The organism is Nocardioides jiangxiensis, from assembly GCF_030580915.1.
GTDB classification, from domain to species: Bacteria; Actinomycetota; Actinomycetes; order Propionibacteriales; family Nocardioidaceae; genus Nocardioides; species Nocardioides jiangxiensis.
Map to the genome: position 1 here is coordinate 367,040 of NZ_JAUQTA010000002.1, position 21,553 is coordinate 388,592.

The 21,553-nt window shown below is 72.2% G+C and carries 24 protein-coding genes and 1 pseudogene; 8 read left to right on the top strand and 17 right to left on the bottom strand.

Annotated features, from left to right (window positions below):
• Positions 1-5: 5 nt before the first annotated feature.
• The 3 genes from Q5722_RS13130 to Q5722_RS13140 all read right to left on the bottom strand — a co-directional run bounded on the left by Q5722_RS13130 (position 6) and on the right by Q5722_RS13140 (position 1,797).
• On the bottom strand, positions 6-644 hold the full coding sequence (locus Q5722_RS13130) for a hypothetical protein (RefSeq protein WP_305028706.1): 639 nt from the start codon (positions 642-644) through the stop codon (positions 6-8).
• 107 nt (positions 645-751) lie between these two features.
• Positions 752-1,624, bottom strand: coding sequence for an SCO6745 family protein (locus Q5722_RS13135; protein ID WP_305028707.1), 873 nt, complete (start codon positions 1,622-1,624; stop codon positions 752-754).
• On the bottom strand, positions 1,621-1,797 hold the full coding sequence (locus Q5722_RS13140; protein ID WP_305028708.1) for a hypothetical protein: 177 nt from the start codon (positions 1,795-1,797) through the stop codon (positions 1,621-1,623). The genes Q5722_RS13135 and Q5722_RS13140 overlap by 4 nt, the downstream gene beginning before the upstream one ends.
• A gap of 252 nt (positions 1,798-2,049) precedes the next feature.
• On the opposite strand from Q5722_RS13140, the gene Q5722_RS13145 reads away from it, so the two are divergent.
• Positions 2,050-3,603, top strand: coding sequence for an ATP-binding cassette domain-containing protein (locus Q5722_RS13145; protein ID WP_305028709.1), 1,554 nt, complete (start codon positions 2,050-2,052; stop codon positions 3,601-3,603).
• A 10-nt stretch (positions 3,604-3,613) separates the two neighbouring features.
• Here Q5722_RS13145 and Q5722_RS13150 read toward each other — a convergent pair whose 3' ends face one another.
• Together Q5722_RS13150 and Q5722_RS13155 are read right to left on the bottom strand one after the other, a co-directional pair.
• Entirely contained in the window at positions 3,614-4,792 is a 1,179-nt protein-coding gene (locus tag Q5722_RS13150; RefSeq protein ID WP_305028710.1) for a hypothetical protein, read from the bottom strand.
• Positions 4,789-5,586, bottom strand: coding sequence for a tryptophan 2,3-dioxygenase (locus Q5722_RS13155; RefSeq protein ID WP_305028711.1), 798 nt, complete (start codon positions 5,584-5,586; stop codon positions 4,789-4,791). The genes Q5722_RS13150 and Q5722_RS13155 overlap by 4 nt, the downstream gene beginning before the upstream one ends.
• A 39-nt stretch (positions 5,587-5,625) precedes the next feature.
• On the opposite strand from Q5722_RS13155, the gene Q5722_RS13160 reads away from it, so the two are divergent.
• Positions 5,626-6,021 carry a VOC family protein gene (locus Q5722_RS13160; protein WP_305028712.1) on the top strand — a complete coding sequence of 132 codons (396 nt, stop codon included), beginning with the start codon at positions 5,626-5,628 and terminating at the stop codon, positions 6,019-6,021.
• Here the strand turns inward: Q5722_RS13160 and murD are convergent.
• Both murD and Q5722_RS13170 read right to left on the bottom strand, forming a co-directional pair.
• Positions 6,018-7,358, bottom strand: a complete 1,341-nt coding sequence (murD, locus tag Q5722_RS13165) for a UDP-N-acetylmuramoyl-L-alanine--D-glutamate ligase (protein WP_305028713.1) — start codon at positions 7,356-7,358, stop codon at positions 6,018-6,020. The two genes, Q5722_RS13160 and murD, sit on opposite strands and share 4 nt — an antisense overlap.
• Entirely contained in the window at positions 7,345-8,700 is a 1,356-nt protein-coding gene (locus tag Q5722_RS13170; RefSeq protein WP_305028714.1) for a MurL-like N-terminal domain-containing, read from the bottom strand. Before Q5722_RS13170 ends, murD begins: the two co-directional genes overlap by 14 nt.
• 126 nt (positions 8,701-8,826) lie before the next feature.
• Here Q5722_RS13170 and Q5722_RS13175 point away from each other — a divergent pair, with 126 nt between their 5' ends.
• A complete protein-coding gene (locus Q5722_RS13175) occupies positions 8,827-10,152 on the top strand; it encodes a class II 3-deoxy-7-phosphoheptulonate synthase (protein WP_305029077.1) in 1,326 nt (441 codons plus the stop codon).
• Positions 10,153-10,155: 3 nt separating this feature from the next.
• Here the strand turns inward: Q5722_RS13175 and Q5722_RS13180 are convergent, their stop codons facing one another.
• From Q5722_RS13180 to Q5722_RS13200, 6 genes and pseudogenes are all read right to left on the bottom strand, one after another.
• Positions 10,156-11,049, bottom strand: a complete 894-nt coding sequence (locus Q5722_RS13180; RefSeq protein WP_305028715.1) for an NADase-type glycan-binding domain-containing protein — start codon at positions 11,047-11,049, stop codon at positions 10,156-10,158.
• A gap of 18 nt (positions 11,050-11,067) precedes the next feature.
• Positions 11,068-11,565 (bottom strand): SRPBCC family protein, encoded by a 498-nt coding sequence (locus tag Q5722_RS13185; RefSeq protein ID WP_305028716.1) that lies wholly within the window; start codon positions 11,563-11,565, stop codon positions 11,068-11,070.
• Between the two features lie 59 nt (positions 11,566-11,624).
• On the bottom strand, positions 11,625-12,527 hold the full coding sequence (locus tag Q5722_RS13190; protein WP_305028717.1) for a deoxyribonuclease IV: 903 nt from the start codon (positions 12,525-12,527) through the stop codon (positions 11,625-11,627).
• Between the two features lie 21 nt (positions 12,528-12,548).
• On the bottom strand, positions 12,549-12,767 hold the full coding sequence (locus tag Q5722_RS14980; protein ID WP_439652500.1) for a PASTA domain-containing protein: 219 nt from the start codon (positions 12,765-12,767) through the stop codon (positions 12,549-12,551).
• Positions 12,759-14,582, bottom strand: a pseudogene (pknB, locus tag Q5722_RS13195) (Stk1 family PASTA domain-containing Ser/Thr kinase); the annotation flags it as partial. The pseudogene pknB and the gene Q5722_RS14980, both read right to left, overlap by 9 nt.
• Before the next feature lie 37 nt (positions 14,583-14,619).
• On the bottom strand, positions 14,620-15,396 hold the full coding sequence (locus tag Q5722_RS13200) for a lytic transglycosylase (protein ID WP_305028719.1): 777 nt from the start codon (positions 15,394-15,396) through the stop codon (positions 14,620-14,622).
• Positions 15,397-15,509: 113 nt separating this feature from the next.
• On the opposite strand from Q5722_RS13200, the gene Q5722_RS13205 reads away from it, so the two are divergent.
• Genes Q5722_RS13205 through Q5722_RS13215 form a run of 3 tightly spaced genes read left to right on the top strand, consistent with a single transcriptional unit; the run spans position 15,510 to position 16,638 of the window.
• Positions 15,510-15,875: an Rv2175c family DNA-binding protein gene (locus Q5722_RS13205; RefSeq protein ID WP_305028720.1), complete on the top strand. Its 366-nt coding sequence runs from the start codon at positions 15,510-15,512 to the stop codon at positions 15,873-15,875.
• Complete coding sequence (locus tag Q5722_RS13210) at positions 15,875-16,360, top strand: guanyl-specific ribonuclease (protein WP_305028721.1); 486 nt, start codon at positions 15,875-15,877, stop codon at positions 16,358-16,360. The genes Q5722_RS13205 and Q5722_RS13210 overlap by 1 nt, the downstream gene beginning before the upstream one ends.
• Positions 16,357-16,638 (top strand): barstar family protein, encoded by a 282-nt coding sequence (locus tag Q5722_RS13215; protein ID WP_305028722.1) that lies wholly within the window; start codon positions 16,357-16,359, stop codon positions 16,636-16,638. The genes Q5722_RS13210 and Q5722_RS13215 overlap by 4 nt, the downstream gene beginning before the upstream one ends.
• A gap of 1 nt (position 16,639) precedes the next feature.
• Here Q5722_RS13215 and Q5722_RS13220 read toward each other — a convergent pair whose 3' ends face one another.
• A complete protein-coding gene (locus Q5722_RS13220; RefSeq protein WP_305028723.1) occupies positions 16,640-17,731 on the bottom strand; it encodes a polyprenyl synthetase family protein in 1,092 nt (363 codons plus the stop codon).
• 32 nt (positions 17,732-17,763) lie between these two features.
• On the opposite strand from Q5722_RS13220, the gene metF reads away from it, so the two are divergent.
• Positions 17,764-18,648 (top strand): methylenetetrahydrofolate reductase [NAD(P)H], encoded by an 885-nt coding sequence (gene metF, locus Q5722_RS13225; RefSeq protein WP_305028724.1) that lies wholly within the window; start codon positions 17,764-17,766, stop codon positions 18,646-18,648.
• Between the two features lie 38 nt (positions 18,649-18,686).
• On the opposite strand, the gene Q5722_RS13230 is transcribed toward metF, so the two are convergent.
• The 3 genes from Q5722_RS13230 to Q5722_RS13240 are packed head-to-tail and all read right to left on the bottom strand — an operon-like array spanning position 18,687 to position 20,992.
• Positions 18,687-19,988, bottom strand: a complete 1,302-nt coding sequence (locus tag Q5722_RS13230; RefSeq protein ID WP_305028725.1) for a phytoene desaturase family protein — start codon at positions 19,986-19,988, stop codon at positions 18,687-18,689.
• An 18-nt stretch (positions 19,989-20,006) separates the two neighbouring features.
• Positions 20,007-20,597, bottom strand: a complete 591-nt coding sequence (locus tag Q5722_RS13235) for a DUF4126 domain-containing protein (protein ID WP_305028726.1) — start codon at positions 20,595-20,597, stop codon at positions 20,007-20,009.
• A gap of 35 nt (positions 20,598-20,632) precedes the next feature.
• On the bottom strand, positions 20,633-20,992 hold the full coding sequence (locus tag Q5722_RS13240) for an ArsC/Spx/MgsR family protein (RefSeq protein ID WP_305028727.1): 360 nt from the start codon (positions 20,990-20,992) through the stop codon (positions 20,633-20,635).
• 117 nt (positions 20,993-21,109) lie between these two features.
• Between Q5722_RS13240 and Q5722_RS13245 the strand changes: the two genes are divergently transcribed.
• Entirely contained in the window at positions 21,110-21,544 is a 435-nt protein-coding gene (locus Q5722_RS13245; protein WP_305028728.1) for an SAV_6107 family HEPN domain-containing protein, read from the top strand.
• Positions 21,545-21,553: the final 9 nt, after the last annotated feature.

Sequence of the window (21,553 nt, forward strand, 5' to 3'; positions counted from 1 at the left end):
GTGGATCAGCGCTGCTTCTCGGCCAGGCGGGCCTTCAACGCGTTGAGCGGGCTCGTCGGGCGGTACATCGAGCCGCTGACCGCACCCTTGGGGTTGTAGCACTGCGCGGTGGCAGTGAGGCCCGCATCAGGCGTGCCGTTCGGCACGGTGGCGTTGGCCGGTGCCGTGGACGACGAGACGCCCCAGGTGCCCGGGCCAACCGGCTCGCTCAGCCAGAGGGTGCCACCGGGGGTGTCGTCCTCGCCACCGCCGCCGGTCATCACCGTGCCGGTGGGGCAGGAGACGAAGGCGACCAGGGCGTCGGCGTAGCCGTCGTTGTCGAAGTCGAGCCACATGCCGCCGTTGCTGACCACGTTGCCGGTCTGGCCGGAGGTCCGCGCGAACGACGAGGAGTCGATGCCGTCGAGCCGGTCGGCGTTCAGGTTGGCGACCTTGGTGCCGCTGTTGACCTTGAGCGGCGCGTAGCCGGACTTCGCGGTCAGCGCGAGGGGGGTGCCGTTGGAGTTCGTCAGCGACGTGGTGGCGCCGGCGGAGTTCGACTTGCCGAGGATGAAGTTGCCACCGGTCGCGGCGTAGGCGGTGCCGCTCCCGAGGACGAGGGCGGCGACGGCGCCGGCGGCGAAACTGGCCTTGGAGAGCTTCATGGAGTGACCTTTCGGGTGGTCTGGACAGCTGACGGTACGTCCCGGTTGTGCGGTTTGGGTGCACAACGCACGGAAATGGACCGAACGGAGGGCAACCGCGTGCTTCCTCAGTCCGCCAGGCCTTGCAGGTCGAGGCCCATCGGCGACTTCGCCGGGATGTCACCCGCAGCCACCACGGCGCGGGTGAGCGGACGGAGCAGCTGCGTCAGCTCGTCGATCTCCGCGTCGGGCACCGCGGCGTACGCCGTCGCGGCGAGCTCGTCGGTGCGGTCCTCGACCCGCGTCTTGAGGGCTCGACCGGCGTCGGTGAGCAGTCCGCCGGCGACCAGTCCACGAGTGGCCAGGTCGTCGAGGATCGAAGCCCACTCCGCCGGGCCGAGCCGGCGGGCGGCGGCGTACACCTCGGCGGGGATGCCCGTGGTGAGGGCGTGGAGGACGTGGGCCGTGCGACCGTCGACGCCCTCGTCCACGAGCACCTTCACGTGACCGTCGCCGCGGTGCTCCCGGAGCAGGGTGGCGGCGTGCCAGAGGCGCGGGAGTGGCTCGGCCGGCACGGGCAGGGCGAGGTTGGCGGTGAAGAGGGCCCGTCCAGCGGTGGGGGCCGAGCACGCAGCGTCGTACGCAAGGTCCGCTGCCCGCCGGAGGCCCGGATCGTCGGCTGCCGGGCCGAGGATCCGCCGGAGTGCGGCGACCGAGCCCTCCAGGCGAGCGGAGAGCGCGTGCTCGGGCGGCGCGAAGGACCAGGCGTCAGGCAGGGCACGCGCGACGTGTGCGGGGGCGAAGTTGTGGAAGAGCGGCAGGACGACGTCGGGGCCGACCGGACCGAGCGGCGCCGCGCGACCTGCGAAGTAGCCCATCCAGAACCCGCGGTACCCGGCTGCCGTCAGGGCCGCGAGCGGCTCGGGGGAGAAGTAGGTGACGGCGTGGACCGGTTCCAGGAGCTGCCACAGCCGACGGGCCGCCCTCGGGCGGTCGGTCACCACCGGCCGCCGTTGATGCCCGACCAGGGGAAGAGGGTCCGGTCCGGGCGGGGCGGGTCGTCCTGCTGCAGGGGCGGCTGGTGCCGCATGCGCCACGCGGTCACCAGCCACGCGAAGACGATGAGCACCGCCACCCCGAGGCCGACCAGCATGACGATCGTGTCTGCTCCCATGGCTCGATCATCGGATGCCCGATGGCCCGAGGCAAGGCGTGGGTGGCCGCCGCTCGGACACGGGCTGGTCGGAAATTCGCTTGGCGGCGTGGCCGGCCCCGGGGGATGATCACGTCGTCCCCGCGAGCCGTCGCGTGTGTCAGGGGACGACGACAAGGACCCGTGTTGACCGGCATCCGGAGCAGCTCCGCCGCCCTCCTGCACTGACGCCTGCCCGGTGTCGGTGCCCACGCCGACTCTCCGGGAGAGACCTTGTCCCCGCGCTCCTCGGTCGTCCTCGACGACCTCACCTTCACCTGGCCCGACGGCGCCACCGTCCTCGACGGCGTCGTCGGCAGCTTCAGCTCCTCGCGTACGGGCCTCACCGGCGCCAACGGTGCCGGCAAGTCGACGCTGCTCAGGCTCATCGCCGGCATCCTGACGCCCACCCGCGGTCGGGTCGTCGTGTCGGGCGTCGTCGACCACCTGCCCCAGCACGCCGTACGCAGCTCCGGCACCGTGGCCGACCTGCTCGGCATCAGCCCGGTCCGCGCGGCCCTGCGGGAGGTCGAGGCCGGGTCCACCGAGCCCGCGGCCTTCACCACCATCGGGGACGACTGGGACGTCGAGGAGCGCGCAGCCGCCGAGCTGGCAGCACTCGGACTGCCGACCGACCTGGACCGTCCGGTCGTGACGCTGTCCGGCGGGGAGGCGATGCTGGCTGCGATCACCGGTGTGCGGCTGCGCCGCGCCGACATCACCCTGCTGGACGAGCCGACGAACAACCTCGACAGCGCCTCCCGCGAGCGGCTGTACGACGTCGTCCGGTCCTGGCGCGGCACGTTGATCGTGGTCAGCCACGACCTCGACCTCCTCGACCTCCTCGACGAGACCGCGGAGCTGCGCTCGGGCAGCCTCACCACCTTCGGTGGCAACCACAGCGCCTACCTGGACTGGGTCGCCGGCCGGCAGGCGGCAGCCCAGCAGTCACTGAGGACCGCCGAGCAACGGCTGCGTCGAGAGAAGCGCGAGCGGGTCAGGATGGAGCAGCGGATCTCCCACAGCGAGCAGAAGGGGCGCAAGGACCGCGAGAACCGCCGCTACCTCCCGGCCGTCGTCAACGACCGGCGCAACGCCGCCGAGAAGTCCCAGGGGGCGAGGCGAGGCGATGCCGCGGCCCGCGTGGACGCTGCACGTGCAGCGGTGGACGCCGCCGCCGCGCTGGTGAGGGACGACGACACCGTGCGCGTCGACCTTCCCGACCCGGGCCTGGCACGCGGCAGGCGGGTCGCCGAGCTGCCGAGCGCAGACGGGCGCGCCGTCGTGCTGCGCGGACCGGAACGCATCGGCCTGGTCGGCGCCAACGGCGTCGGCAAGACGACGTTGCTCCACTCCGTGCTGCCGCAGGTGCCGGTGCGGGCCGCCCTCCTGCCGCAGCGCATCGTGCTCGACGACGACCGCACGGTCCTCGAGACCGTGCGCGCGGCGGCTCCCCACGTGCCGCCGTCAGAGCTCCGCAACCGCCTGGCCCGACTGCTGGTCCGCGGCGCTGTCGTCGACCGCCGGGTGTCGACGCTCTCCGGCGGCGAGCGCTTCCGCGTCGCCCTGGCCCGGCTGGTCCTCGCCGACCCGCCACCGGAGCTGCTGGTGCTCGACGAGCCGACGAACGACCTGGACCTGAGCAGCGTCGACGAGCTCGTCGAGGCGCTCGTGGCGTACCGGGGCGCGCTCCTCGTGGTGAGCCACGACCACCGGTTCCTCGACCGGCTGCAGCTGGACGCGGTGCTCCGGCTCGACGCGTCGGGGACGCTCGGCACCGAGCGCTGAGGAGGCAGTGTCAGCCCACCAGGGGAAGCACCTCGCCCAGGCGTTCGATCGCCTCAGCGAGCTGCCCGTCGGCGAGGTACGGCGCCGGGCCGAAGCGGAGATGCCGGCCACGACTGTCGGTGAGCACCCCGCGCGCGGCGAGCAGCTCCTGCAGGCGTTCGGCGTGCGGGGTCTCCAGCGAGAGGAAGCCGCCGAACGCCGAGGGGTCGGCGGTGCGGTCGCGGGTGATCACACCGGGAGGTGCGTCGAGGTCGTCGAACGCCGACTCCAGCAGCGCACGCTGCCGGCCGTACGACGCCTCGAGGACGTCGGCGGTCAGTCCCTGCTCGGCGAAGAACGCGAGCACCCGTGCCGCGCGGTAGTGGCTGGTCGGGTCGTAGGTCGAGCCGGCGAAGCGGGCTGCCCCCGGGCCGTAGGCGACGACCGGCGCCGACGCCTCGTGGGCGAGTGCGCCGAACTCGGCGTACCAGCCGGTGACGACCGGACGCATCGCGGCGGCCTGCGGCGGCAGCCGCAGGAAGCAGCTGCCCTCGCCGAGCTGGAGGTACTTGTAGCCTCCGCCGACGACCCAGGCGTGCTCCAGGCCGGCTGTGGTCAGCGACAGCGCACGGACCCCGAGGTGGTGGTAGGCGTCGACGAGCAGCTCGACGCCGCGCTCCAGGCAGATGGCTGCGAGATCGCCCAGTCCCGGCACCATGCGCGAGGTCTCGAAGAGCACCGACGAGGTGAGGACCGCAGCGGTCCGTGCATCAGCAGCCGCAGCGAGGCGCTCGGCGAGCGTGTCGACCGGGGCGGCGGGCACGACGACGACCTCGAGGCCAGCCTCGCCCAGGCGCGCGAGCTGGCGGCGGGCCGAGTGGAACTCGCCGTCGGTGGTCACCAGCCGGCGGCGCGTGGACAGGTCGAGTGCGGACAGGAAGCGCACGAGCAGCTCGTGGGTGCTCGCGCCGAGGGCGATCGCGCCACCCGGATCCGCGAGGAGGCGGCGGAACCCGTCGCGCACGGCCTCGGCCTTCGCGAAGGCCCGGCCCCACTTCTCGTCGACGAGCTCGGCTGCGTCGGCGTACGCCTCGAGCTGGCCCTCCAGGGCGACGTCCGGCCAGGCCTGGTGGGAGTGCCCGGTCAGCAGCAGCCGCTCGGAGACGCGGAAGCGGGAGTAGTGCGGGGCCAGCTGCGACGCGAGGCTCACAGCGAGCTCCGGATCGCCCACAGGTCGGGGAACATCGGCCGGTCCAGCGTCGTCCGCAGGTACGCCGCTCCGGCCGAGCCGCCGGTGCCCGGCTTCATGCCGATGGTGCGCTCGACCATCTTCACGTGGCGGTAGCGCCACTCCATCAGCCCTTCGTCGAGATCGACCAGCCGTTCGGCGACGCGCGCGGCGTCGCCGTCGTCGGCGTACACGGTGAGGAGCGCGGCCTGCACGTCGTCGCGGGCCTCGACCGGTGCGGCGAGGTCGGCGCGCGGGGTGACGGCATACCCCTGGCGGGCGAGGTAGGCCAGGAACGAGTCGTAGACCGAGGGCCGGTCCATGGCAGCGGCGATGCGGTCGCGCTGCGTCCCCGCGGGATAGTGCGAGAAGACGCTCGGGTCACGTCGCCCGAGGACGGCCTCCAGCTCGCGGAACTGTGCGGACTGGAAGCCGCTCGACTGCGCCAGCCGCCCGCGGAAGCTGGTGAACTGCCGCGGCGTCATCGTCTCGAGCACGTCGACCTGGGCGACGATCGTCTTGAGGATGGTCAGGATCCGGCGCAGGGTGCTCTCCGCGTGGGCGGTGCTGCCGCCCTCGAGGTTGCGCTGGAGGTGGGCCAGCTCGTGCAGGAGCTGCTTGAACCACAGCTCGTAGGTCTGGTGGATGACGATGAAGAGCAGCTCGTCGTGCTCGTCGGAGCGCGGGTGCTGGGCGGCGAGCAGGTCGTCGAGGGCGAGGTAGGAGCTGTAGGTGACCGCGGGGTGGGCGGCACCGGGTTCGGTGTGGGATGTCACCTCGCCATCATGCATGGACGTCGGAGTACCGTGCACGGCATGGCCTGCCGCATCGGGGAGATAGTCCTGGACTGCCGTGACCCGGAGCTGCTCGCCCGGTTCTGGTGCGAGGTCCTCGACTTCGTGGTGCTGGGCACCGAGGACGACGGGAGCATCGAGATCGGCGCCCGCGACGGCTTCGGCGGCAGCCAGCCGACGATCTTCCTGAGCCGCTGCGCGGAGCCCGAGCCGAGCAAGCCGCGGCTGCACCTCGACCTCAACGCCACCGACCGCGACCAGGCCGACGAGCTCGAGCGGCTGCTCGCGCTCGGGGCCCGGAGGGCCGACATCGGCCAGACCGGCGAGGAGTCGTGGCACGTCCTCCAGGACCCGGAGGGCAACGAGTTCTGCCTGCTCCGGCAGCGGATCGCACCGCTGCGCGCCGCGGGAGCCTAGGGGGCGATCAGCTCGCACAGGTGGCGAGCGCGGTCGGCGTAGTCCCGGTACTCGTCGAACGACGGGGCGCCGGGGGAGAGCAGCACGACGTTCGCGGGGTTGGCGACCGAGAGGCCCCAGGCGACGGCGTCCGCCATCCGGGTGAACTCGATCGCCGCGTGCGGCAGGTCGATCGCGTGCTCGCGGCCGAAGCGTGCCCCGGCCGGGCCGATCAGCAGGAGGTGCACGGGGGAGTGCCGCCCGCGGAGGTACGCCGCCAGGGGTGACAGGTCGAGCCCACGGTCGGCGCCGCCGAGGATCAGGGCGACCGGCTCGTCGGGGAAGACCGAGAGGGCCGCGATCACGGCTTCGGGAGCCGTGGCCAGCGAGTCGTCGATCCACCGCCGGCCGTCGCGCGACGGCACGGTCTCCATGCGGTGGGCGAGTGGTGCGAAGGTGCGCACCGCGTCGAGCAGCTGGACCGCGCGTGGGTCTCCGGACGTGATGTCGAGCGCGACGGCGACCGCGAGGACGGCCAGGGCGAGGTTGTGGGCGTTGTGGACGCCGACCAGGGGGAGGTCTCCCGGAGCGATGGCGCCGACGCCGTCCCAGATGAGGCCGGACTGCTCGCGCGCCCCGATCGCGCGCCCCGGGTCCGTGCGGACGGCGAGGGCCGCGTCGCCCGCGGCGAGGACTCCCTGGCTGGGCAGGTGGGTCAGGTGCAGGGTCGCGCCCTCGGGCAGCGCGGCGATGATCCGGCCGACCAGCGCGCGGTCGTGTCCGGGAGCGACCACGAGCGAGGCGCCCTGCGAGACCAGCCGCAGCTTGTCGCTGAAGTACCGCTCCTCGGACCCGTGCCACGGCAGGTGCTCGGGGAAGAGGGAGGTCACGACCGCGACCCGCGGCGACACCGAGATCGACTGGGCCTGGTAGCTCGACACCTCCATGACGACGGTGCCGGTGGCGGCTGCGTCGAGCAGGGAGACGCCGATGTTGCCGCCCAGCGACACCTCCTCGCCGAGCGCGCCCAGGAGGTGCGCGATCGCCGAGGAGGTCGTCGACTTTCCCTTGGTGCCGGTGACGCCGATGGCACGGTCGGCGTTCTCGGAGAGCCAGAGGTCGGTGTTGGAGGTGAAGGCGACGCCGGCCGTGGCCAGCTCGGCGTAGAGCGGCGACGACACGGGCACGCCGGGCGACTTCACGACCACCTCGGCGGCACGGAGGACGTCGGCATCGGCGTCGGACTCGGCCACCGTGGCCTCGATGCCGCGGGCGCTCAGCGCGGCCAGGGCCGCACGGCCCTCGAGGCCGAGCCCCCAGACGGCGACCCGGCGGCCCTCGAGGTCAGAGAACCTCACGGGCGGCCTTCTCGAGGGCACCGGTCAGGAAGTGCTGGTCGGAGAAGGTGAAGAGGGCCTCCACCTCCGCGTCGGTCACCACCGCCTCGCGCAGCGCGCGGTCGGTGACGAACGGGTGGGTCGACCAGTCGGGGTGGTCCTGCAGCAGCGTGTACGCCGCGCGGCACTCGCTCGGCTCGCCCACGCACTCGAAGGGCTTGTGGCCGTCGCCGATCGCGAGCAGGTCCAGGAAGAGGTGACGCAGGGGCCCTCCGTCGACGCCGTCGGCGAAGAGGTCCTTGCCGAAGATCGCCAGCATCTGCGAGGCGGGCACGAAGGGGGAGAGCATCAGGAAGACGAAGGTGCACTTGGGGCACTCGCCACACCAGTTCCGCCGGCGCGAGGCGTCGAGGTGGAAAGCGCGGTTGCAGGAGGTGAAGACGTCCAGGTAGGGCAGCTGCGCGAAGCGGCGGACGATCGCCAGCTCGGTCAGGGGCCGCAGGAACGACACGTAGTCGACGCCGTACGGCGAGACCGCCTCGCGCAGCAGCCCCTCGAACCCGATGCCCTTGCTCCACTGGTGGTTGACCTCGACGCCGTGCCACTCGAGGTTGCCGTAGGACGAGGACGCCTCGTTGGCGAAGACGACCGTGTCCTGGCCGCCGCGCAGCGCCGTCAGGCAGGCGATGAGCGAGTTGACCGCCGTCACCGGGACGTGGCCGTTGTGGGCGCCCGCCTCGTTGAGGGCGAAGAGCGCCGGGTCGAGCTTGCGGGAGGCCTGAGCGATCGGCAGTCCCGATGCCTCGGCCGTGCGGGTGATCGGCTCGTAGGAGTTGACCGAGAAGAGCTCGACGTCGGCCATGCGGCGTACGGCCTCGAGGGTGACGATGGAGTCCTTGCCGCCGCCCACGGCGACCAGCGCCCGCGCGTGGGTGGGCGCGACCGCCGCGGCAGCCGGCGCCGGCCGCTCCGGAGCGGTGATGGTCGGGAAGAGCGCGTCGGGGAGGTCGTTGCGGAACGCGAACTCGGCGAGCCCGCCCTTCACGACCTCGGCGAGGAAGTGGCGCTCGGCGGGATCGAGGCCACCGGCCACGGAGATCGTCGCGGGCACCAGGGCCTTGTAGTACGACGTGCCGGCCGCGAGCGCGAGCAGGCGGGCCAGTGCGCGGAAGCCGTCGCCGACCGGGACCGGGGACTCGACCGCAGGCAGCGTCACGACCTCGGTGAACGCCGCCACCGGCCCGACCGTGGAGACGTGGGCGATCCGGTAGTCGAGCTCGATCACCGCTCCGTCCGGCGAGATCCGCGGCTCGTCGACGTGGAAGACGAGCTCGGCGGGGGCGACGTTCAGCAGGTCGGACACGCGGCAATCCTAGGGGAGCGTCCCGGAGCGTCCGGGGCGTGACAACCGGTTCGCGCACCGCGTGTCACGCCCCGTACCCTTGACCGTGTGACCAGCACCATTCCCGACCTGTCCGCGCTGCATGCGATGGGGGCTGCCCAGCAGCCGACCTATCCCGACGCGTCGGCCCTCGACCTCGCGGTCGACCGGCTCCGCACGTCGCCGCCGCTGGTCTTTGCGGGCGAGTGCGACGACCTGAAGGCGAAGATCGCCGACGTCGTGCGAGGTGAGGCGTTCATCCTCCAGGGTGGCGACTGCGCCGAGACGTTCGCCGGCGTCACTGCCGACAACGTGCGCAACAAGCTCCGCGTGCTGCTGCAGATGGCGGTCGTGCTCACGTACGCCGGGTCCGTGCCCGTCGTGAAGCTCGGCCGCATCGCCGGGCAGTACGCCAAGCCGCGCTCGAGCGACTTCGAGACCCGCACGGTCGACGGCGAGGCGGTGACCCTGCCGGCCTACCGCGGCGACGCGGTCAACGGCTACGACTTCACCGCGGAGTCGCGCATCCCCGACCCGCAGCGCCTGGTCGACGTCTACAACAACTCGGCCGCCACGCTGAACCTCGTGCGTGCCTTCACCACGGGCGGTTACGCCGACCTGCGCCAGGTGCACACGTGGAACACCGACTTCGTCCGCTCCTCGCCCGCGGGCCGCCGCTACGAGAAGATGGCCGGCGAGATCGAGAAGGCGCTCGAGTTCATGCAGGCCATCGGCGCCGACCCCAAGGAGTTCCACGGGGTCGACTTCTACAACAGCCACGAGGCCCTCGTGCTGGAGTACGAGCACGCCCTGACCCGCATCGACAGCCGCACCAACGCGCCGTACGACGTCTCCGCGCACATGGTGTGGATCGGCGAGCGCACGCGCCAGATCAGCGGTGCCCACGTCGAGCTGCTCAGCCACATCAAGAACCCGATCGGCGTGAAGCTCGGTCCGACGACGTCGCCTGACGACGCCATCGCGCTGGCCACGAAGCTCAACCCCGACAACGAGGCAGGCCGCCTCACCTTCATCACGCGCTTCGGTGCGGGCAGGATCCGCGAGGGCCTGCCGCCGCTGCTGGAGAAGGCGAAGGCCGAGGGCCTCAACGTCGCGTGGATCTGCGACCCGATGCACGGCAACACGTTCGAGGCGAGCTCGGGCTACAAGACCCGCAGCTTCGACGACGTCATCGACGAGGTCCAGGGGTTCTTCGACGCGCACCGCGCGGTCGGCACGTGGCCGGGCGGCCTCCACGTCGAGCTCACCGGTGACGACGTCACCGAGTGCGTCGGCGGTGGCGAGATGCTCTCCGACGAGGACCTCAACCAGCGCTACGAGTCGGTCTGCGACCCGCGTCTCAACCGCGTGCAGTCGCTGGAGATGGCGTTCCTCGTCGCGGACATGCTGGCGGCGGGCCGCACCAAGGCCTGACGCTCAGCTGCCGAGCAGCAGGACGTCACTGATCGCGGTGGTGTCCTTGCCACCGCGGCCGTCGCCGGGCTTGCTCACCTTGAGCAGGGTCAGCTCGACCCAGCCGGTCTTCTCGGGTGCGACCTGCATGGTCTGCAGGTCGTCGGTGTCGACCAGGTCCTGCTGGATCGTGGTGCCGTCCGCGAAGCGCCACTGCACCTGCTCGATGCGACGGTTCAGCGGGTACCAGTCGACGCCGCCGTCGGTCTTGGCATAGCCGTTGACCAGCCCGACCGCGGTCACCGTGCGCTCGCCGCTGAACGTGAAGCGGATGACCGTGCCCGTGGCGTCACCTGCGAGCCGGTAGGCGGAGTCGCGCGTGCCGTCGAGCATGTTGGTCGCCGGATAGGGGACGCGGTGGCCCGCGAGGTCGGTGCCCGGCCGGATCGGCGCGGGAGCGTCCACGGTGGCCCCGCGCGCCAGGTCGGTGCCGGCGCGTCCGCTGTCGGAGGGCAGGGGAGTGCTCGCCCCGGTCGTCGAGGAGGAGGTCGTCGTGCTCGCAGACGTCGTGGCGCTCGCGGACGCGTGTCGCGCGTCGTCTCCGCCGTGCGCCAGGCAGCTGCCCAGGATCACCGCGAGCACCACCCCGACGGTGAGGAGGACCCAGCCGGTCCAGTGCGGACGGTCGGAGGCCGGAGCGGCCGCCGGGGACGCGGCGTACGCCGGAGTGGGCCGGCCGGGGGACGCAGGTGCCTCCGGCGCAGTCGCAGCGGCAGCCGGTCCGACACCGACGACCGCAGGGGCAACGGAGAGGGCGTCGGCGTCGACCGGTGGCGTGGCGCTGCCGACCGGGGTACCGCAGTTGGTGCAGAACCGCCCCGCCCCGAGCTCGGCACCGCAGTTCATGCAGTACTTCACCCGGGGACCATAACCGACTCAGCTCGCGCGATGCCGTCCGGTCACCGCCCCGCTGCGCTTCTCGGCCTCGACCCGGATGTCCTCGAGGTCCTGGGCGAGCATCTTGCGGGTCGCGTTGTAGCTGTGGCCGCCGAAGGCGTTCCACAGGACCTTCTCGGCCGGCGAGCGACCCGAGACGTCCATGGTGGCCGTCACCAGCAGCCGGGTCGTGTCGTCGCGGTTCGGCTGGATCGACCAGGCCGTGCGGATCGCGTCGTGGCGCAGCTTCGTCTCGTGCAGGGTCCGGCGCGGGGCGTCGCTCTCGGTGACGTGCAGCTCCTCCTGCCCGTGGTGGCCGAAGAACGTGCGCTCCTCGGACCAGGTGGTGCCCACGTCGTAGCCGCCGTCGGTGAGGAGGCGGGTCGACTTCACGCTGCGCAGGATGTCGGGGTGGTGCGGGATGTCCGTGAGGACCTCCCAGACCGCCTCGGGCGAGGCGTGGATGCTCGTGTTGAGATGGATGACGTGCCCTGTCATGTCGGGTCTCCTGACGTCCGGCCCCCGCCGTTCCATCGTGCGCCCGGCCCGGGCAGGGATCAACCCCGGGAAGCGGCCTCTGCGCGCAGCTGCTGGAGCGTGGCGAGGTCCTCCGCCGACTCGCGCGAGCCCGGCGTCTCGAGGATGAACGGCACACCCTCGGTCGCCGGGTGCGCGAAGAGCTCGCGGAAGGCGTCGCGGCCGATGTGGCCGGCGCCGATGTTCTGGTGACGGTCCTTGAAGGCACCGCGCACGTCCATGGAGTCGTTGGCGTGGATCAGCCGCAGCCGGCCCTCGCCGCCGATCTCGACGATCCGGTCGAGCGTCGCCGCCGCGCCACCCTCCTCGTCGAGGGGCGCACCGGCCGCGAAGACATGGCAGGTGTCGAGGCAGATGCCCGCCTTCGGATGCAGGTCGAGCGCGTCGAGGTATGCGGTGAGGTCCTCGACACCGGCGCAGAGGCTCCGGCCCTGACCTGCAGTCGGCTCCAGGAGGAGCCACGGCGCGTCGTCTCCCTCGAGCGTCTCGAGGATCGGCAGCAGGCCCTCGCGGACCTGGCGCATCGCTGCGTCGTACCGCTCGGAGGAGTCGCTCGGGTCGACGAACGACCCCGTGTGGACCACGACGCCCTCGGCGCCGATCTGGGCGGCTCGTCTGAGGTTGTGCGCCACGACGGCGATCGAGTTCTCGTACGTCGCGGGCGTGGGCGACCCGAGGTTGACCAGGTACGGCGCGTGGATGAACGCACGCGTGCCGGACTGTTCCAGCTCGGTGCGGAACGCCTTGTCCTCGGCGGGCTTGCCCGCGGAGAGCTTCCAGCCACGGGGGTTGCCGACGAAGACCTGCAGCGTCTCGTGGCCGATCTCGCGCATCGTGGTGAGGGCACCGGCGACGAGGCCCTTGCCGACCGGGACGTGGGAGCCGATGGGACGGGACGCAGCGGGATCAGCGGGGGAGAGCACCCGCAGACCCTAGAGCACGCCTCAGACGAGGTAGATCGTCACGGTGCTGCCCTTGGGGGCCTTCTCGCCCTCGCCGGGCTTCACCGACGACACGTAGCCGAGGCCGAGGTAGAGGTCGCTGTGCTTGACGCTGACCTTGAAGCCGGCGTCCTCCAGCGTCTGCGTCGCCGCGTCGACCCCCATCGCGCGCACCCGCGGGATGGTGACCAGCTCGGGGCCCTTCGAGACGACGAAGGTGATCGTGTCGCCCTTGAAGGCGTCGCCCTCGGACGGATCCTGGGAGATGACGTCACCGGCGGCGACGTCGTCGCTGTACTCCTCGGACTTCTCGACCTTCAGCTTCTTCGACTTCGCCCACGCCGAGGCGTCCTTGAACGCCTTGCCGGTCCAGTCGACGACGGTGATCGGCTTCGGTCCCCGGCTGATGACCAGGTCGACCGCGGTGTCGCGCGGGACCATCTCGCCGGCCTCGGGCGTGCTCGTGATGACCCGTCCCTCGGGGACCGTCTCGTTGTACCGCTGGGTCGAGTGGCCGAAGTCGAGGTGGGTGTCGAGGAGCGCCTGCTGGGCGTCGTCCTCGGTCTTGCCGCGCAGCGTGGGGACGGCGTAGCGCTCCTTGCCCTTGGAGATCAAGGCGTGCACCGTGCCGCCGGGCAGGATCCGGTCCTGCGAGTTGGGGTCCGTGCTGATGACGTGCCCGGCAGCCACGGTCTCGCTGTACGCCGTGTCGCTGCCGTCGAACTCCAGGCCCGCGTCCTCGACCTTGGTCTCGGCCTGGCCGGCGGTCAGCCCGATCACGTCGGGTGTCGTCGTGTAGCGGGCGAAGCCGAACCACCACGCGCCGATGCCCAGCAGCAGTGCGAGGACCAGGGCCGCGACCAGGAGCACCGGCCCGCGGCGCGAGCCGTGCGCGTGGTGCTCCCAGGGCTGTGCGACCGCCGGCGTCGAGCGGGTCGCGGCGGACCCGACGACCGCGGTGCCCTCCCAGCCGTCGCCCTCCCAGCCCTCGTCGGTCGCCTGGTCGTAGAGCTCGTAGGCCGCGGACTCCTCCGTGGTGTGCTCGACGTCGTCGGGCTCCGCGTAGTCCTCGACGACCGGCACAGCGGCCGGCAGCGCGAGGTCGGCGAGCAGGTCCGGGTCCTCCTGGATGCCCGCGTCCACGGCGTTGCGGACGCGGCGCAGCTGCCGCAGCAGGATGCTGCCGTCGGCCGGGCGCAGGCTGCGGTCGCGCGCCGTCGCACGGGCGACCAGCGCGTCGACGTACGCCGGCAGGCCGGGGACCAGCTCCGAGGGCGCGGGGATGTCCTCGTGGACGTGCTTGTAGGCGACCTGGATCGGGCTCTCGCCCTGGTGCGGCTTCTGGCCGGTGAGCAGCTCGTAGAGGACGACGCCCGCGGCGTACACGTCGGCGCGGGCATCGGCGCGACCGTCGACGACGAGCTCGGGGGCGAGGTAGGAGACGGTGCCGATCAGCACACCGCCCGTGGCCGTGTGCTGGGTGTCGGCGCTGACCGCCTTGGCGAGGCCGAAGTCGGCGACCTTGACACTCTCCGCGGCCGCCCCTTCATTCGAGCGGGCGATGAGGACGTTCTCCGGCTTGATGTCGCGGTGGATCAGGCCCGCGCGGTGGGCCACGGCGAGCGCCTCGACGACCGGCTCGAGGAGGGCCAACGCCCGCCGCGGCGGCAGGGGAGCCTCGGCGCGGATGACGTCGCGCAGGGTCTGGCCCGGGACGTACTCCATGACCAGGAAGACCGTGTCTCCGTCGGTGCCCTGGTCGAAGACCGCCACCACGTGCGGGTGCGACAGGCGCGCGGCGGCGCGCGCCTCGCGGACGAAGCGCTTCGCGAAGTCGTCGTCGGCCGAGCCGTCGCCCATGCCGGGGTGCATCACCTTCACGGCGACGGTCCGGTCGAGGCGGACGTCGGTGGCCTCGTAGACGGACGCCATGCCACCGCGCGCCACACGGGCACCGATGCGGTAGCGACCGTCCAGCAGACGCCCGATCATCGGGTCGCTGGGGTCCCGTTCGACTCGAGGATCCACGGGCGTCATCGTACGGATGGCGGGTGGTCGCAGCCGTGCGGCGCGCTCAGGCCGGACGCCAGCCGTGCTCGAGACGCTTCTTCAGGTACTTCACGTTGGCCACGTAGCGCTCGGTGTCGGCGTAGAGCCCGTGCTCCCGCACCGCCCCGAGACCCTGGTAGTACGCCGCGATCTGCCCACGCGAGGTGTGGGTGCCCTGGTCGAGGACCTTGAGCAGCAGGACGCCGGCGAGCACGTTGTCGTGCAGCCGGGTGAGGCGCAGGGGGCGGTCGGCGTACATGCTCATCCAGGTGCCGGTGCTCGGCAGGACCTGCATGGCGCCGATCGCGGAGGCCCATGAGACGTGGTGCATCTGCCAGCCCGACTCCTGCCACGAGATCGCCAGCGCGAGCTCCGGGTCGACGCCGTGGGCCCGCGCGGTGCGGATGATCTCCGAGCGGACCTGGCCACGCGAGGGGTCGGCGTGCCGCCACGTCTTCCTCGTCGCCTTGGGCTGGCGGCTGGTGGGGCGGTGCGACGCCTTCTTCGGAGCGTGGTGGAGACGAGCGGTGACCTGGGGGATGACGATGTGCTGGCCGACGTACAGCTGGCCGTCCTGGCCGAGGTGGTTGTAGCGGATCAGCTCGTCGGTCCACGCGTGGTACCGCACCGCCAGCTCGGTGGCCGTCTCGCCCGCCCGCACCGTGTGCTTGGTGTAGGTCCGTCCCTGCGGGAGGTCGGCGTGTCGTGCCTCGGCCGGCGCCGCGAGGGCCAGCGTCGCGCCCGTCAGTGCGGTCGCGAGGAGGCCCGTCAGCAGGCGGTGGATCGTGCGGGTGGCAGTCATGTTTCCCCGAAAAGTAGTCCGAACGGCCGATTGACAGTAACCCGTGATTCTGCTGGGGCTCAAGGGTCTGGAGTGAAAATAGTGAGTGACGGTTGCCGTGGGAGACTGGGCCCGTGACTGACGCGAACACCGATCTCTCTGTCCTCGTCTCCGAGTGGCTCGACTGGCACGGAGCCGCCAAGGCGCTCGGCGTGAGCGTCAACCGGGTACGCACGATGATCCGCGAGCACGCGCTCGCCGGAGCCGTGCCGTCCGAGGGCGCGGGCCAGAAGGTGCCGGCCCTGTTCATCCAGGACGGAGAGGTCGTCAAGGGCCTGCCCGGCCTGCTCACGGTCCTCCACGACGGAGGCTGGACCGACCGCGACTGCATCGAGTGGATCTTCACCGACATGGACCTGCCCGGCCGCCCGATCGACGCGCTGCGGGAGAACCGCGGGTCCGAGGTGCAGCGCCGGGCCCGCGTCGAGGCCTTCAGCTGATGCGGCTGCCGCGCACGCGGAGCCAGTGGGTCGCGGCCGTCCTGGCCCTCGTCGTCGCGCTGGCGACGTACCTCTGGCAGCAGCACGGCACGACGGACACGTCGCGACCGACGTCGCAGCAGAGCGTGCGGGTGGACCCGGGCACCACGGTCGGCACGCCGTCACCCGACGCCCGGTCGTCCCGCGACGGCACGGACCCGACCTCGGGCCTGCCGCTGGTCCGGCTCTCCGGGCTGCCGGCAGAAGCCGGCGACACAGTCGCGCTGATCGACAGCGACGGTCCGTTCCCCTACGACCGTGACGGGGTCGTCTTCGGCAACTACGAGGGGATCCTTCCCGAGCACGAGCGCGGCTACTACCACGAGTACACCGTGCCGACGCCCGGAGAGAGCGACCGCGGCGCCCGCCGGATCATCGAGGGCGAGGCCCACGAGCTCTACTACACCGGCGACCACTACGCCTCGTTCGAACGGATCTCGCGATGAAGACCGTGCACCTCGACACCGCCGACACCGACTCGCGCGAGGAGGTGCTGGCCCGGCTTGGCGTCGCCCTCGGGTTCCCCGAGCACTACGGCCGCAACCTGGACGCCCTCGCCGACTGCCTCGCCGACCTCGCCGAGCCGACCGGACTGGAGTGGTCCGGCTGGCAGACGCTGCAGGCCGACGACCCCGCCGGGTTCGGCCGGATCATGCTGGTGCTGGACGACCGCACCGAGGCGCAGCCGGCGTTCGCCGTCTGGCTGCTCGACGACGAGGACTGACTCAGGTCGTACGCCGGGTGGCCGCGGCCGCGAGGTCGCGGAGCGTGCCCTTGGCGGCAGGATCGAGCGGCGCCGCGTCGAGGGCGGCGAGCGAGCGCTCGGTGAGCGCGTCGATGAGCTCCTCGACGCGGGTGTCGGCGCCGGCGTCGGTGATGATCCGGCGCAGCTCGTCGACCTGGCCGCCGGTCAGGGGCGTGCCGAGGGAGGTGTCGAGCACCGTGGCCTCGGGGGCAGCCGCGCCGTCGAGCGCGATCGCGACGAGGACCGTGCGCTTGCCCTCCACGAGGTCGTCGCCGGCGGGCTTGCCGGTGACCGCGGGGTCGCCGAAGACGCCGAGCTGGTCGTCGCGGAGCTGGAAGGCCTCGCCCAGCGGCAGGCCGAAGTCGGTCAGCGCCTGGATCTGGTCCTCGGTGGCCCCGGCCAGTGCGGCGCCGATGTGGAGCGGCCGCTCGACGGAGTACTTGGCGGACTTGTAGCGCAGCACGGTCATCGCGGTCTCGACGTCCGCGACCCCGCGTGCCTGGACCGAGACGTCGAGGAACTGGCCGGCCACGACCTCGGAGCGGCACAGGTCGAACATGTCGAGCGCCGGTGCGACCTCCGCGAGGGGGAGCCCGCAGCGGCGCAGCAGCTCGTCGGCCCAGGTCAGCAGCAGGTCGCCGAGCAGGATCGCGGCGGCGGCGCCGTACTGCTGCGGGTTGCCGTCCCATCCGGCGTCGGTGTGCGCGGTCTCGAAGATCCGGTGGCTCGCGGCCCTGCCCCGCCGTGTGTCGGAGGCGTCCATGTAGTCGTCGTGCACGAGGGCGCTGGCGTGGAGCAGCTCGAGGGAGGCGCAGGCGCGGAGCAGCGCGCGCTCGTCGGCGACCTCGGGCCGCACCGCGCGGTAGCCGGCGTGGCAGAACGCGGCACGCAGACGCTTGCCGCCGCTGACGGCGATCCGGGCCTCGGCGACGAGTGCCGCGGCGTCCGTGCCGAGCGGTGCGAGGCGCTCGGCCTGCTCGTCGAGGAACTCGTCCAGGACCGTCTGGACGTCCTCGCGGAAGCGCGCGGGATCGAAGACGTCGGAGCTGGACCCGGAGTTGGACGGCGGCACGGCCCGAGCCTAGCGATCCCTACGATGGAGCCATGACGCAGGCCACGGGCAGCATCGCCGAGCGCATCCGCTCCGGTGAGCGCAGCATCTCCTTCGAGTTCTTCCCGCCCAAGGACGAGGCGGGCGAGGCGCAGCTGTGGCAGGCGATCCGCGAGCTGGAGGACTACCGGCCGACGTTCGTCTCGGTGACCTACGGCGCGGGCGGCTCGACCCGCGACCGCACGGTGGACATCACGCGCCGCATCGTCGAGGAGACGAGCCTGCTCCCGATGGCGCACCTGACCTGCGTGGGCCACACCAAGGACGACCTCGACGAGATCCTGGCGGCGTACGCCGACGCGGGCGTCGCCAACGTCCTGGCCCTCCGGGGCGACCCCAAGGAGGGTCCGCGCGCCGAGTGGACCCCGACCGAGGGTGGCTTCGAGCACGCGGTCGAGCTGGTCCAGCTCGCGGCGGGCCGCGGCGGCTTCAGCATCGGGGTGGCGGCGTTTCCGGAGGGGCACCCGTCGGCGGCCTCGCTGGACCACGACGCCGAGGTCCTGGTCGAGAAGGCCCGGGCCGGTGCCGAGTTCGCGGTGACCCAGATGTTCTTCGACGCGAAGGACTACTTCGCCCTGGTCGAGCGCGTGCGTGCGCACGGCGTCGACCTGCCGATCCTGCCGGGCATCATGCCGATCCTGAACCTCAACGCGATCGCCAAGCAGGGCGAGCTGATCGGCACGTCCGTGCCGGAGCACGTGGTGGCGACCTTCGACGGGCTGACCGATCCTGCGGAGATCCGTGCCAACGGGATCCGCCTCGCCACCGAGCTCTGCCGTGAGCTGCTCGACGGCGGCGCGCCCGGCCTGCACTTCTACACGCTGAACCGGTCCAAGGCGACGCGTGAGATCTTCGAGGCGCTCGAGCAGACCCGCTGACGCTCGCGCGAGCGATCCCGCGGACGCCGGCGCACGGCTCAGGCGGGGCCGATCTCCTGGGCGACCAGTGACGCAGACAGGCCCACGAAGGGGAGCCCCGAACCGGGCGTGGCGCTGGCCCCGGCAGCGTAGACGCCCGGAATCGGCGTACGCGGGCCGAGGCGGTGGCGGAGCGTGTCGCGGCCCTGCCACAGCACGCCGAGCGGGGAGTTCGCGAGGGCGGAGACCTGGTCGCGAGGGGTGCGGTCGACACGCGTGACGACGTTGGCCCGGATGTTGGCGCCCATCCGCGAGAGGGCGAGGACCATGTCCTCCGAGAGGTGGCCGCGGCCGTAGAGCGTCCAGGCGTGGCAGCCCGCGGGTGCGGTTCCGCCGGTGCGGACCACGATCGTCGGGTCGCCGTGGAACACGGTCTCCGGCCCGAGGTCCGGCACCTCGCCGTCCAGTCCGACGTGGACGGCGTACGCCGGGATGGCCGGCGTCGTCCGCACGACGTAGGGCGCCAGCGCGGGGACCAGGCGCGGGTCGATCGCGCAGACGACGGCGTCGGCGTCGACCTCGCCCGCGTCCGTGGCGACGGCGACGGCGCGGCCCTCGCGCTGGACGATGTCGGTCACCGTCGTGCCGAGGCGGACGTCCACGCGACGCGTGCGGAGCCGGTCGGCCATCGCCTCCGCGAGCGCGGCCATGCCGCCCGGTGTCGTCCAGGTGCCGAAGTTCTGCTCGACGTAGGCGTTGACGCCCATCCAGGCAGGGACGTTGCGCAGGTCGTGGCCGTCCATGAAGAAGGGGTGACCGGCGACCAGGCGCAGTCGCTCGTCGCGGAAGTCCTTCTTGAGCCGCTTGGCCAGCATGGTGCGCGACTGCAGGCGGGCGACGACCTCCTTGCTCGCGATCTCGGGGCGCCACGGCCGCTCGAGGTACTCGCGGCGGACCACCTCCCAGTCATCGGCGTACGACGCGACGTGGTCGCACCACTGGGCGCCGAGGCCGGCGCCGAGCTCCTCGAAGGCGTCGTACTGCACGCCGCGGGACCCGCCGCGGAGCGTCACGACGGAGCCGTCGGCGAACCAGTGCTCGCGGATGACGTCGCGCGCGACGAGCTCGAGCTCCTTCTCCAGCGGCCGCCCGGACTTGCGGAACAGGTCGCGGATGACGGCCGGGAGGAGCGTCATCGTCGGGCCGGCGTCCCAGGTGAACCCGTCTGCCTCGACCGTGCCGAGGGCGCCGCCGAGGCGCCCGGACCTCTCGAGGACGGTGACGTCGTGGCCGAGCTTGGCCAGGCGGGCCGCTGCGGCCGTGCCACCGAAGCCGCCGCCGATCACTGCGATGCGTGCCATGGGCGTTGAACCTAGCGGTCAGGCCACGGCCGCGGGGAGGCGGTCCTTCCCCTTCCACCGGCGCCAGCCCCGACGGATGTACTTCAGCGCCACGTAGAGCACCGCGAGACCGACGACGAGCAGCACCGCCGCGATGGACGCCGCGATGACGGGGTGGTGCAGGGCGACCACGGCGACCCCCAGCACGGTGACGTCCTCGCCCAGGCTCGCGACCACGTTGGTCACCGGCTCCGGTGAGGTGTTGATCGCGAGCCTGCTCCCGCTCTTCACCGTGTGGGAGGCGAGGGCCGTGCCGCCTCCGAGCACGCCACCCAGTGCGGCCTGGAGCGAGGTCGCGTCGCCGGCCAGCAGGACGCCGAGCACCGCCCCCACCGTGGGCCGGATCGCTGTGGAGACCGCGTCCCAGGTCGAGTCGACGTACGGGATCTTGTCGGCGACGAACTCGGTCACGTAGAGGCCAGCGGCGACGGCCAGCACCTCCCACCGGCCCAGGACCGCAGGGATGCCGTCGACGCCGGCCCGCTCGGCGATGCCGAGCACGAGGACGACCAGGTAGCTGTTGACGCCACTGGCCCAGCCGCTGGTGAAGGTCATCGCGAGAGAGTCCACCCGAGCAACCTAAGCCCAGCAGGGCCGGGAGCGGGTCAGCCGGCGGAGATGACCTTCGCCAGGCTGTCGGCATCGCGGCCGACCACGGTGGTGCCGTCGGAGGCGGTGAGGATCGGCCGCTGGATGAGGCGGGGGTGCTCCGCGAGGACCTGCACCCACGCCTGACGCTGCTCTGGCGTGCGCTCGGGAAGCGTGACGCCGAGACCCCTCGCGTCCGCCGTGCGGGCGATGTGCCACGGCTCCACGCCGAGTCGGGAGAGGACGTCCTCGATGTCGGCGACCGTCGGCGGCTGCTCGAGGTAGCGCCGCACGGTGTACTCCGCGCCGGCCGCGTCGAGCTCGGACACGGCGGTCCGGCACTTCGAGCACGCAGGGTTCAGCCAGATCTCGATCATGACCACGACCCTAGGGGCCGTCGGAGCGGCCATCTGTCGGGGGACGGGTGTAGCGTGAGATCCATCGAACAGGTGTTCGAACAGATGAGGGTCGACGCCACCGAAGGAGCCCCGCCGATGATGCTGTTGCCCGCCACCACGCACTCCTACCTCGAGCGCTCTGCCGAGTCGCTCCGGGAGGCGATCATGACCACGGACGCGCCGGCGCGCTACGCGCACGCCCACGTCGCCGCACTCCGCGCGGCAGCAGCGCTGCTCGCCGCGCGGGCGCATCCGGACCCGCGCCTGCGGAAGCAGAAGAACGCCTGGGTGCTGCTGGCCACCGTGGCGCCGGAGCTGGGGGAGTGGGCGACCTTCTTCGCTGCGGGCGCATCGAAGCGTGCGGCGGCCGAAGCCGGCTCCGCACGGTCGGTGACGGAGCGCGAGGCCGACGACCTGGTCCGCGAGTCCGACCGGTTCCTGGCCGTGGTCGAGCAGGCCCTGGGCCTCGCGCCCCACACCTCGGTGGAGGAGGAGATCGTCTTCCGGCCCGCCCTGCGCGCCGGGGCGTGAGCCGGGCGC